11 protein-coding genes are annotated in these 11974 nt (G+C 69.1%); 5 read left to right on the top strand and 6 right to left on the bottom strand.

What is annotated here, in order from left to right:
• From AC4OR5_RS28015 to AC4OR5_RS28000, 4 genes are all read left to right on the top strand, one after another.
• The coding region (locus AC4OR5_RS28015) for a carbohydrate porin (protein ID WP_043087342.1) at positions 1 to 198 on the top strand (198 nt) is incomplete at its 5' end.
• A gap of 153 nt (positions 199 to 351) precedes the next feature.
• Positions 352 to 2763, top strand: a complete 2412-nt coding sequence (locus AC4OR5_RS28010) for a glucose/quinate/shikimate family membrane-bound PQQ-dependent dehydrogenase (RefSeq protein WP_058159995.1) — start codon at positions 352 to 354, stop codon at positions 2761 to 2763.
• Between the two features lie 131 nt (positions 2764 to 2894).
• A complete protein-coding gene (locus tag AC4OR5_RS28005) occupies positions 2895 to 5015 on the top strand; it encodes a TonB-dependent receptor family protein (RefSeq protein ID WP_058159996.1) in 2121 nt (706 codons plus the stop codon).
• Between the two features lie 120 nt (positions 5016 to 5135).
• Complete coding sequence (locus tag AC4OR5_RS28000; RefSeq protein WP_003089338.1) at positions 5136 to 5423, top strand: hypothetical protein; 288 nt, start codon at positions 5136 to 5138, stop codon at positions 5421 to 5423.
• 12 nt (positions 5424 to 5435) lie between these two features.
• Here the strand turns inward: AC4OR5_RS28000 and AC4OR5_RS27995 are convergent, their stop codons facing one another.
• Genes AC4OR5_RS27995 through AC4OR5_RS27970 form a run of 6 tightly spaced genes read right to left on the bottom strand, consistent with a single transcriptional unit; the run spans position 5436 to position 10822 of the window.
• Positions 5436 to 6071, bottom strand: coding sequence for a hypothetical protein (locus tag AC4OR5_RS27995; RefSeq protein WP_023118495.1), 636 nt, complete (start codon positions 6069 to 6071; stop codon positions 5436 to 5438).
• The gene (locus AC4OR5_RS27990; protein ID WP_023118494.1) at positions 6058 to 7602 is read right to left on the bottom strand and encodes a M48 family metallopeptidase; all 1545 of its coding nucleotides are present in this window, start codon (positions 7600 to 7602) and stop codon (positions 6058 to 6060) included. Before AC4OR5_RS27990 ends, AC4OR5_RS27995 begins: the two co-directional genes overlap by 14 nt.
• Positions 7603 to 8265 (bottom strand): hypothetical protein, encoded by a 663-nt coding sequence (locus tag AC4OR5_RS27985; protein WP_058159997.1) that lies wholly within the window; start codon positions 8263 to 8265, stop codon positions 7603 to 7605. It abuts the gene before it with no gap.
• A complete protein-coding gene (locus tag AC4OR5_RS27980) occupies positions 8262 to 8933 on the bottom strand; it encodes a hypothetical protein (RefSeq protein WP_023125953.1) in 672 nt (223 codons plus the stop codon). The genes AC4OR5_RS27985 and AC4OR5_RS27980 overlap by 4 nt, the downstream gene beginning before the upstream one ends.
• A complete protein-coding gene (locus AC4OR5_RS27975; RefSeq protein ID WP_033939079.1) occupies positions 8930 to 10387 on the bottom strand; it encodes a M48 family metalloprotease in 1458 nt (485 codons plus the stop codon). Before AC4OR5_RS27975 ends, AC4OR5_RS27980 begins: the two co-directional genes overlap by 4 nt.
• Positions 10388 to 10393: 6 nt before the next feature.
• Positions 10394 to 10822, bottom strand: a complete 429-nt coding sequence (locus AC4OR5_RS27970; RefSeq protein ID WP_003131782.1) for a hypothetical protein — start codon at positions 10820 to 10822, stop codon at positions 10394 to 10396.
• Positions 10823 to 11109: 287 nt separating this feature from the next.
• Here AC4OR5_RS27970 and AC4OR5_RS27965 point away from each other — a divergent pair, with 287 nt between their 5' ends.
• Positions 11110 to 11964 carry a helix-turn-helix transcriptional regulator gene (locus AC4OR5_RS27965; protein ID WP_003131783.1) on the top strand — a complete coding sequence of 285 codons (855 nt, stop codon included), beginning with the start codon at positions 11110 to 11112 and terminating at the stop codon, positions 11962 to 11964.
• Positions 11965 to 11974 lie beyond the last annotated feature (10 nt).

The following is an 11974-nucleotide window of genomic DNA, read 5'->3' as shown; positions in this document are numbered from 1 at the left end:
AACGGCATCGACGACTACGACAACCCGCTGTACCAGCCGCTGCAGGACACCGAGTACAACGCCGAGCTGTACTACGGGGTGCATGTGACCGACTGGCTGACGGTGCGGCCGAACCTGCAATACATCAAGCAGCCGGGCGGGGTCGACGAGGTCGACAACGCGCTGGTGGCGGGGATCAAGATCCAGACGGTGTTCTAGGCTGTTGCTTCGGACAACCGCGATTCGGTCATGGCCAGCGGCCATTTCTTCAGCGCCGCCCAACGCGGCGCGGCGGGCTGAACAGCCCGGCGTGCAGAACGTAATAGGAGAGTAAGCAATGCCTGTCATCAACCCCGAAGGGAGTACCGGACGATGAGCGAAGGTAACCACAGTCGATCGCGCCTGCTGCCGAGCCTGCTCGGCCTGTTGATCCTGCTGTCCGGCCTGGCGCTGCTGGCCGGCGGCATCAAGCTGGCGAGCCTGGGCGGCTCGCTGTACTACCTGCTGGCCGGCATCGGCCTGGCCCTGAGCGGGCTGTTGCTGCTGCTGGGCAAGCGTGCGGCGCTAGGCCTGTACGCCCTGGTGCTGTTCGCCAGCACCGTCTGGGCGCTGTGGGAAGTCGGCCTGGATTGGTGGCAACTGGTGCCGCGCCTGGCCCTGTGGTTCGTCTTCGGCCTGCTGCTCTGGCTGCCCTGGTTCCGTCGTCCGCTGCTGGCCGAGGGTCCGGCGCCGCTGGGCACCGCGGCGCTGGGCGTGGCGGTGGTCCTGGCCGGCGCCGCCGCGGTGGGCAGCCAGTTCACCAATCCGGGGCAGATCGTCGGCCGCATCGACCGCGACAGTGGCATGACCAGCACCGCCCCGGCGATGCCGGACGGCGACTGGCAGGCCTACGGCCGCACCGAGTTCGGCGACCGCTACTCGCCGTTGAAGCAGATCACCCCGGCCAACGTCGGCCAGCTCGAGGAAGCCTGGCGCATCCGTACCGGCGACCTGCCGACCGCCGACGATCCGCTCGAACTGACCAACGAGAACACCCCGCTGAAGGTCAACGGCATGCTCTACGCCTGCACCGCGCACAGCAAGGTGCTGGCCCTCGACCCGGACACCGGCGCGGAAATCTGGCACTTCGATCCGCAGATCCAGAGCCCGGTAGGCTTCAAGGGCTTCGCCCACATGACTTGCCGTGGCGTCTCCTACTACGACGAAGAGCAGTACGCCAGGAGCGACGTCGGCGCGCCGCCGGCCGCGCTCTCCGAGGCCGGCAAGGCGGTCGCCGCCAGTTGCCCGCGGCGCCTGTTCCTGCCCACCGCCGACGCCCGCCTGATCGCGATCAACGCCGACAACGGCAAGGTCTGCGAGGACTTCGGGGTCAAGGGCGCGGTCGACCTGACGGCCGGCATCGGTCCGTTCACCCCGGGCGGCTACTACTCCACCTCGCCGGCGGCGGTCACCCGCAACCTGGTGATCATCGGCGGCCACGTCACCGACAACGAGTCGACCAACGAGCCGTCCGGGGTGATCCGCGCCTTCGACGTGCACGACGGCAAGCTGGTGTGGAACTGGGACAGCGGCAACCCGGACGAGACCGAGCCCCTGGCCCCCGGCAAGTTCTATACCCGCAACTCGCCGAACATGTGGTCGCTGGCCAGCGTCGACGAGAAGCTCGGCCAGGTCTACCTGCCGCTGGGCAACCAGATGCCCGACCAGTGGGGCGGCAACCGCACCCCCGGCGCCGAGAAGTTCAGCGCCGGCCTGGTGGCCCTCGACCTGAACACCGGCAAGCTGCGCTGGAACTACCAGTTCACCCACCACGACCTGTGGGACATGGACGTCGGCAGCCAGCCGACCCTGCTCGACCTGAAGACCGCCGATGGCGTCAAGCCGGCGCTGATCGCGCCGACCAAGCAGGGCAGCCTGTACGTGCTGGACCGCCGCGACGGCACGCCGATCGTGCCGATCCGCGAAGTGCCGGCGCCGCAGGGCGCGGTGGAGGGCGACCATACCGCGCCGACCCAGGCGCGTTCCGACCTCAACCTGCTGCGCCCGCCGCTGACCGAGCGCGACATGTGGGGCAGCAGCCCGTTCGACCAGATGCTCTGCCGTATCCAGTTCCGCTCGCTGCGCTACGAGGGCCAGTACACCCCGCCGTCGGAGCAGGGCAGCCTGATCTATCCGGGCAACGTCGGGGTGTTCAACTGGGGCGGGGTGTCGGTCGACCCGGTGCGCCAGATCCTCTTCACCAGTCCCAACTACATGGCCTTCGTCTCGCAGATGGTGCCGCGCGACAAGGTGCCCAGCGGAAGCAAGCGCGAGGGCGAGACCAGCGGCGTGCAGCCGAACACCGGCGCGCCCTACGCGGTGATCATGCATCCGTTCATGTCGCCCATCGGCCTGCCGTGCCAGGCGCCGTCCTGGGGTGACGTGGCGGGTATCGACCTGACCACCGCCAAGGTCGTCTGGCAGCACAAGAACGGCACCAGCCGCGACAACACCCCGGTGCCGATCGGCCTCACCGTCGGCGTACCGAGCATGGGCGGCTCGATCACCACCGCCGGCGGCGTGGCCTTCCTCAGCGGTACGCTCGACCAGTACCTGCGCGCCTATGACGTGAAGGACGGCAAGCAGCTCTGGCAGGCGCGCCTGCCGGCCGGCGGCCAGGCCACGCCGATGAGCTACACCGGCAAGGACGGTCGCCAGTACGTGCTGATCGTCGCTGGCGGACACGGCTCCTTCGGCACCCGCATGGGCGACTACATCATCGCCTACGCCCTGCCCAGGCAATGACCCGCCCACCGGGAGCCCACAGCCGGCTCCCGGCCTTCCGGGCTTCGGCCCGGAAGGGGCTTTGCCAAGGGGAGGCGCGTTCCCGCCCTTGGCAAAGCCCCTTCGATACCTTGCGATCCGCGGAACCCTGCATGCCGTCCCGACCCCGTCCCAGCTTCGTCTCCCACCTGCTGCCCGGCTCCCTCGCGCTCTGCGGCCTGGCCATCGCCTGCGCCGCCCAGGGCGAGGAGCGACGCAGCCTTGAACCCATGGTGGTGACCGGCAGCTACAACCCCAGCGACACCTTCGACCTGCCGTTCTCGGTGGATAGCATCGAGCGCCGGCAGATCGCCGACGGCCAGCTCGGCATCAACCTCTCCGAAGTCCTGCCGCGGGTACCCGGCCTGGTGGTGCAGAACCGCCAGAACTACGCCCAGGACCTGCAAATCTCCTCGCGCGGCTACGGCGCCCGCTCGGCCTTCGGTATCCGCGGGCTGAAGCTGCTCGCCGACGGCATCCCGGCCAGCACGCCGGATGGCCAGGGCCAGGCCGCGACCCTCAACCTCGACGTCGCCGAGCGCATCGAGGTACTGCGCGGGCCGGCCTCGACGATCTACGGCAGCAACGCCGGCGGGGTGATCCAGATGTTCTCCCGCGACGGCCAGGGCGCCCCGCGGGTCGGCGCGGAAACCACCGTCGGCAGCGATGGCCTGAGCCGCAACCACCTGTACACGGAAGGCGAGGGCGACGGGGTCGGTTTCCTGGTGGATGCCTCGCGGATGGACACCGACGGCTACCGCGACCACAGCGCCGCGCGCCGCGACCAGACCTTCGCCAAGCTCAACTTCAGGCCCGACGCCGACAGCCGCCTGGCGCTGATCTACAGCAGCCTGGAACAGAACGACACTGAAGATCCGCTGGGGCAGACCTGGGACGCCTACAAGCACGACCCGCGCTCCGTCACCGCCAACGCCGAGCTGTACGACACGCGCAAGAGCATCGACCACCAGCAGGCCGGGATGAATTACGAGCGCTACTTCGGCGAGGCGACCTTGCAGGTCAACGCCTACGTGGGCAAGCGCAGTGTCGTGCAGTACCTGTCGATCCCCAGGGGGGTGGTCTCCAACAGTCAGCGTGGCGGCGGCGTGGTGGACTTCGACCGCGACTTCCACGGTGGCACCGTGCGCTGGCTGCAACCGGTACGCCAGGCGCCGGGCGAGCTGAACCTGACCGTCGGCCTCGACTACGACCAGAGCCGCGACGACCGTCGCGGCTACCAGAACTTCAACGGCGACCAACTCGGCGTGAAGGGCGAGTTGCGCCGCGACGAGGTGGACACCGCCACCAGCCTCGATCCCTACCTGCAGGCGAGCTGGGCCATCGACGCCTGGACCCTGCAGGCCGGGGTGCGCCACAGCACCATGAAGATGGAGGTCGACGACCGCTACCTGAGCAACGGCGATGCCAGCGGCTCGCGGCGTTACCGGAAGAACACCCCGTCGTTCTCGGTGATGTACGCCTTCACCCCCGACCTGCACGGCTACCTCAGCGCCGGCAAGGGCTTCGAGACCCCGACCCAGGCGGAGATGGCCTATGCGCCTGTGGCGGCGAACGCGCCGGACGTCTTCAACTTCGGCCTCAAGCCGGCCACCAGCAGCCAGTACGAAGCCGGGCTGAAGGCGCGCCTGTGGGGCAATACGCGGGTCAACGCGGCGATCTTCCAGATCCGCACCGAGGACGAGATCGCCGTCGCCAGCTCCCTCGGCGGTCGCACCAGCTACCAGAACGCCGGCAAGACCCTGCGCCGCGGCTTCGAACTGGGCGTGGAGAGCGAACTGAGCGAGCACTGGAACGCCAACCTGGCCTATACCCGGCTATCCGCCACCTACGATTCGGATTTCGAGGCCGGTGGCAAGACCATCGGCAAGGGCAAGCACCTGCCGGGCGTGCCGGAAAGCAGCCTGTTCGGCGAACTGGTATGGAAGCCCGCGGAGGGCATCAGCATGGGCTGGGAAGGCATGTACCGCAGCCAGGTCTACGTCGAGGACAGCAACAGCGAAAAGGCCGCGCCGAGCTATGCGGTATTCAACTGGCGCACCCGCTTCGAACAGCGCCTGGGGGCCTGGACCTTCCACCAGCTGGTGCGCCTGGACAACCTGTTCGACCGCCAGTACGTCGGCTCGGTCATCGTCGGCGACGGCAACCGGCGTTACTACGAAGCGGCCCCCGGGCTGTCCTGGTACGCGGGAGCCGGGGTCGAATACCAGTTCTGAAGTGCCGGGCGCGCTTGTTCGCGCTACCCGGCCAGCCCTTGTCAGCGTCGTCAATTCCGATTACTGTATGAATGTACAGTAATCGGAAATCGCCTGCCTGCGCGACAAGGAGCACCGATCATGAGCCACAACCTTGCCGAACTGCCGCTGTCCCGACGCCGCGCCCTGGAGCGCGAGAAACAGGCCTGCCTGCGCCTCCACCTGTCCCGCAATCGTGCCAGCGAACGCCTGGAGCGCGCCGTGCGCGACGAAGTCGAGCGCCTGCTGGGTGCCCGCGAACGCCAGGGGGCCGGCTGGCCGGAGTGGGTCAGCGCGGAACTCTGCGTGGCGGACGACCCGCTCTTCGTGCGCAAGGTGGTGGCGCGCCTGAAAGCCGCGGTGGACTGGCAACGCCAGCGCGCAGCCTGAGCGTTGCTCGCTTCAGGCCCCGCTGCCGTCGCTCCCGGGCGCGCGATGATGTTGCAGGGCGCGCTGGCGATGGCCGGCGAGGATGTACCGGTAGATCAGTCGTGCGAGCGACTCCAGCTCCATTTCCTGGCCGTCCAGCGCGGCGCCGCATAGCGCCAGCTTGACCCGCTTGCCGCCGGCCACTGCGCGGGCTGCGGGGCGGGCGAAAGCCCGTGGGTCGAAACGGGCATGGTTGTCGAAGCGCGGCGCCGTGCAGTCGAAGGTGGTCGCGAAGGTGAGTTCCAGCCAGCGCCCGCGCTCGATCTCCAGCGACTGGAAGGTGTACATCGGCACCTGCGGCGCGTTGGCGAAGGCGATGCTCTCCGGGGTCAGGGTGAGCGCGACCTGGCCGTGGCGCCGGTAGAGGAACACGCCCGCCAGGCAGGCGTACAGGCCGCCGCCCAGCAGCAGCGCGGCTGGCAGCCAGAACAGCCATTGGCCACTGGCCAGACGCCAGGCGTGGGGCAGCGAAGCGAGCCAGAGACCGGTGGCGCCAGCCACCAGGCCAGCGAGCAGGGCGACGCAGGCGGTGCCCCGCGAGACCTCGCGGATCTCGCAGCGGGCTTCCAGCGGCGGCAGTTCGTCGAGGGTTTCGTCAATTTCTTGCATGGGGATTCTCACAGGTCTTGCCGAGCAGGTCGGCGCTGAGCGCTCGGCTCAACGCCAGGGGGGCGCCGAACCAGACGCTCAGCGCCTGGCTCGGCGGTCGTGTCGGAACGGCCCGGCCGGCGGTCCCGGCCCAGGTGCGTTCGAAGCCCTCTCCCAGCGCCTTGCAGCGCAGGCCCAGCGGAGGGTGGGTATCCTGCGGATGGACCTGGAGTCCCTCCGCCCCGGGGTCTGGTGCTTCCAGGCCGGACTGGCCCAGATAGACGTGGATGGCGTCCACCAGGTTGTCCGGCGCGCGCGCCGGAGCGAGCAGGCAGTGTTCGAGGAACGCCCGTATCGGCGCGCCGGCCGCCGCGCTGCGCAGCAGGGCCGAGGCCATCGCCGGCGCACCGGCCAGTTGCGCGGCGCGGCGGTCGGCGGCGAATTCGCGCAGGCGGCTCCAGTGGTTCACGGCGAGGGCGAAACGTTCGAGGAAGTACCCGGCCAACAGTCGCGCCGGTTCCAGTGCCGCACGTTCGAAGACGTTGGCTTCCTGCTCCTCGATGGCGGCCAGTTGGCTCGCGGCGCCCTGGTAGATCGGCAGGAAGCGCAGGCTGTAATGGGCGTCGCGGCCGGCGAAGTGGGCCAGTTCGTGGGCCATCACGGCACTCAGTTCGGCGCGGTCCAGCAGGCCCAGCAACGGTAGCGAGAGGTATAGGCTGCGTCCTTCCAGATGCTCACCGGAAGGTTGCAGGCAGACGCGGTTGGCGGTCACGTAGAAGCCGTCGCAGAGACCTACCAACAGGTGCTGCGGGGCTGGCGTGTCGAGGCGCGCCGCCAGCTCGCGCAGCAGCGTCCAGAGTTCCGGTGCATCCTCTTCGCCCAGCCGGCGGCCGACGACTTCCAGGGCCGGCGCCGGGCGCAGTCGCAAGCGGCCGATCTTCGCCAGCATTTGCCACGCCGACGCCAGCAGGCCGAGAAGGATCAGCGCCACGCTCAGCTGGGTGCGTCCTTCGCTGACCGGAACCTGGCCGACCCGCCACAGCCCGAGGATCTCGAACGTTCCGGCACAGGCCAGGGCCAGGGCGAGCAGGCCGATCTGGGCGAGGAGCAGGCAGGGCAGCAGGCGTCGGCCCAGCTCGAACCACAGGAGCAGGCTGCGCCGCGAGCGCAGTGCGCTGCGTGCGGCGCCGGCGATGCCGGCCAGGGAGACGGCTCCCAGCACGGCGACCAGCGCCGCCAGGCAGGCTCCGCTATCGGCGAGGACGGCGGCGAAGCGATTCAGGCGCTGTACGCTTCGTGTGTCGGCGAGTTGCTCGTCGAGCCGCGCCAGGGCCAGGTCGCGCACATAGGCCCGGCCGTCCACCCGGACGCTGGCCCTCGGCGGCAGCGCCCGCGCTTCGGCGAGCGCGCGCTCGACCCGCTGCTGCGCGGCGCCCAGTCGCTCGGCCTGCTGCTCGGCGCGCCAGGACTGCCAGGCGCCGAGCCCCGCCAGCAGCGCTGGAACCAGCACCAGGCAAAGCAGCAGCCTTCGCGGATGGACCGTGCCCTTCACTCAGCCCTGGCTGCGCAGTTGTTGCAGGTAGCGCTGGGCGTGGGCGGCCTGGATGTAGGCGTCGAGGATCGCCGCCATGTCGTCGCAGTCCAGCTTCTTGCCGTCGCTCTGCAGGCCGGCCGACATGATGGTGATGCGCGGGTCCTTGCCTTTGAAAGCCATGGCCTGGGAGGCGAACACCTGGCGTACGGCGCGATGGGTCGGCAGGGGCGTTTCGGGCCGCAGGTGGAGGGTCTGGGTGGTTTGCAGCATGTCGGCCTTGACGCTGAAATCGATGACGTCGGCCAGCTCGACCGGAGCCGACAGGCTGTCGGCCCAGAGCTGGGTACGGGTCAGGCGCATGAAGGGGGTCTTGCCGGAGTTGCGATGCTGGTAGCCGAGGAACAGCCCGAACAGGCCGAGCAGCAAGCCGACGACGCCGACCCCCGGCTTGCCCTGGGTGAACCACATGCCGCTCATGATGAAGGGCACGATGCTCAGCAGCGGACCCAGCACCACGTACTTGCGGGTATTGGTGAACTCGGTGGCCGGCGGCACGTTGGCGATCACCCGCTCCAGATGGGCGATGACCTCGGCGGTCTTCTCCTGGTTCAGTTCTTTGTGTTCGGCGCCGAGGGTTTCGGCGAGGTTGGAGACGAGGTCCCGGGGTTCCTGGTTGCTCATGGAAATATCCTTGGAGTTGGGAGTGAAGAGGAAACACTGGGCGGGATCTCGCCCAGTTGGCGGAGCCGGGCCTGGGCGCGGGCGATGTCCAGGTAGAGGTCGATGACCTCCGCGGCTTCCAGTAGCGACAGGTTGCGACCGTTGAGGCGCCAGCCGGGGGACAGCAGGCGAACCTGTGGGCCGTCCCGGCATTCGCTGACGGCACGCGCGGCGAACGGATCGAGTGGGCGCGTGGATGGCGCCGGTAGCGCCTTGCCGTGCAGTTCGAGGACTATCGCGGAGAACCAGACCCCGTCCTCCAGGCGCAGGTCGGCGACCTCCAGCAGGTCCAGCGGCGCCGACAGGCTGCGGGCGCGCAGGCGCCCCTGGCCGAGGACGAGGAACGGCGCGTTCCTGGCGTTGCGCTGCAGGCAGGCCAGGCACATGAGGAGGGCGGCCGCCGCCAGCAGGCACAGCGCCGCCGCCTCATGCCCGGGTCCGGGGTGGTCGCGCAAGGTCCAGGCGCCGCCGAGCAGCAGCAGGCCGAGCAGGGCGGACAGCGGCGCCGCGCCACGGGCGGCGCCGATGCTTATCCGGTTGGGAACGCTGGCGACGAAGCGCCGCAACCGCGTGGCTTCGTCGTCCCTTGCCCCGGCGGGGCAGGGTGCTTGCGCGCCCGGCGGGATCATCGGCTTTCCCCGTGGCCTGCATCGAGCAGGCGGTTGAGCCACTGCGTGTCGTCGGCGCTGACGATGCGCCTTGCCTGCCGCAGCAGATCGTCGTCGAGCGCCAGGGAAAGGTCCGCGATCCGCTGGTAGGTCGGCGGGTGGCTGTCGAAGGGGTGTTCCAGGCGGCGCGCGCTGTCCTGTTCGTCCAGTTCCAGGGAGTGCCCGCGCAGATGGTCGGTCAGCGCATGCACCAGGTTGCGCGTCTGCGGGCTGGCCAGCAGGCGTTCGATCAGCCCTGCCAGGGCGCAGGTGCGTAGCAGGGCGATGGCGAAGACCCGCGCGCCGGCTACCCGCACCCCGACCTTGTCGGCGGCCAGTTCCTGGCGGCGATTCCAGTGCAGGTAGGCGCGCTCGAAGCGTTCGAGGAAGTACAGCGCGGCCCACAGGCCCGGCTTGCCGAGCAGGCCGACACGCCCATCCTCGGGTGCGGCGATGCGTTCGATGCGCAGGCGCACCTGCCGTTGCAGGAGCGACAGGGAGGCGCCGTGGGCGGTGTCGCCGGCGGCGAAGTGGCCCAGTTCGTGGCCGATGATCGCGGCGCTTTCGGCCTCGCTCATGACCGTGGCGTAGGTCAGCGGGATGTACAGGGTACGCCCCTCCAGCGGAATGCCGCGGGGGGCCAGCAGGATCTTGGCCTGGGTGACGAAGTAGCAGTGCTCGATGCCGGTGACGACATGGTCCGGCAGCGGCGCTCCGGCGCGGTCGGCGATCTGTCCCAGCCATTGCCAGAGGCCGGGCGCGGCAACCCGGTCGAGTTCGCGGCCGAGCAGGTGGAGCACCGGTTCCTCCAGCGGCAGCAGTTCGCCGCGCAGGCGCCGCAGCATGAGCAGGCCGCCGAGGAACAGCAGCCACAGCGGCAGCGAGAAGAGCAGGGCGACGAAACCGTGACTGTGCCAGTGGCTGTAGCTCCACAGCGCTTCGTAGAGCAACTGGCTGGCCAGGGCGGCGACCAGCAGGCCGGCGTGCAACGGGACCAGTCGACCGAGGCGCCGCCAGGCCGGCGCGAGGTGGCCGAGCAGGTAGGCTTGCGAGCGCATCGAGCGGCGCCCGTCGTATTCCAGTTTCGCCAGCAAGGCGGCCGCAACCAGTGCCGACGCCAGCGCGCAGAGCTTGCCGAAAGCGGCCAGCCAGCCACGCAGGGCCAGCCAAGGATGGTCGCGGCGGATGGCCTCGGCGTCCTCGGCGAACTGGTGAAGATGACCTTCGACGCCATAGGCCGGGCGGAACAGGTGACGGGGAATGGCGCCGGCGGCGTCCGGGTCGTTGCGCGCCGAGGCGCTCCAGTCGCGCATGAAACGTTCGTCGCGCAGGGTCGAGTCGACCCGGAAGGCCTGCACGGCGGACCAGGCGTAGAGCGCCAGGGGAATCAGGAAGAGGAACGCGAGCAGCCTTACCCGCAGCGTATCGTGGCTCATCCGCGTTTATTTCTGCTCGAGGTAGTCGGTCAGGAACGCCTGGGGCTCGCCTGCGGACGACAGCGCCTCGCTATAGGCGACCTGCCGCGTCTGCTGTTCGCCGGGCAGGTAGAGTTCGCCCCAGCCGTCGCGCACGATCAGGATCACGTACTTGCTGCCGTTCAGTTCGGTGGAGTAGCGACTGTCCCTGGCGCTCTTTTCCACCTTTACCTTGTGGATCAGGCGGTCCCAGTCGTGGTCCAGACCTTCGACCTGCAACAGCGCTTCGCCGGCCGCCGCTTCGCCGATACGCAGGGTCCAGACCTTGAGCCCCTGCTGACCCTGGTAGGCCACCACCTTGTCGGCAACCGGCGGCCGCGCCTGTTCGGCCTGCGCCGTGCAGGATCCCCAGGCCAGCGCGCCCATCAGCAGCGCCGCAGTCCACTTTGCTATCATTCTCGCCCCCTTTGGCAACGCGATGTAAAAGGGGCGCATCTATTAATACAGGCTCGGACCATGAACAACCGAGGCGGCCGCCGCTCACAGGAAAAGCGTCGTCGCCCACAGGTTCGGTTCGATCAGCGCACGGAACCATCCTGGAAAGCCGCTGCCTGAACCGGTTCAGATGGTTGCGTCCCACCGATACCTACGCCATGGAAAGCTGGAATCCCTACCACGACACGGAGCTTTATTTCGACGCTCCTTCGCCCCTGTGCCAGTCGCAGATCCTCGACGCGCGCGAAATGCTCGGCAGCGCCACCGGTCACTACCAGGCGCGGACGGTGCGCCCGTCGATGCAGTATTTCGATTGCGACCTGAGCTTCACCGAGCCGCTGCGAACCCACAAGGTGCTGCCGGAAGGCCTGTGCATCGTGCAGATGTTCGACGGCCAGTGGCGGCACAGCGTCGACGGCGGCGAGCCTTATCTCTACAACCTGGGCGGTCCTTCGGTGCTCGGCACCGGCGAGCCGATGGAAGCCTTCGACATCCTGCCGGCGGGCAGCCGCGTGCGCCTGGGCGGGCTGCGGATCGCCGCCAGCTACCTGGAGGAGGAACTGGAAACCGGCGATGGCGCCCTGCGGCCGCTGGCGCGGCTGAAGGGCGACGGCGCGAGCTTCACCCAGTTGTCCCGTTGCGGCGCCATCAGCGCCCTGTTCGAGCGCCTCTACCAGAATCCATACCGCGGCGCCCTCGGACGCCTGCACGAAGAGAGCCTGACCTTGGGCCTGCTGGTGGAGCTGGCCGCCTACCTGGGTGGCGCGGACCTTCGTCGCGCGCGCACCCCACGCGCCCAGCGCGACCTGGCCCACGAAGCGCGCCGCCTGCTGGAGGCGAACCTCGGTGAGCCGCCTGCCAGCCTCGAACTGGCGCGCCAACTGGGGGTCGGCGAAACCACCCTGCGGCGGATTTTCAAGAACGAGTTCGGTCGCTCGATGTTGCAGTACGTCCGCGACCGGCGTCTCGAGATCGGCCGGCAGATGGTCCGCGAGGGTCGCTGGCAGATCGCGCAGATAGCCTATCGCCTGGGCTACTCCAGTCCGGAAAACTTCACCCATGCCTACCGCGCGCGCTTCGGCCATCCGCCGGGGCGCGAGTGAGGCGGGCGCG

The organism is Pseudomonas sp. YA1 (assembly GCF_058680555.1).
The sequence above is the reverse complement of the archived record's forward strand: the minus strand, read 5'-3'. Positions and strand labels throughout refer to the sequence as shown.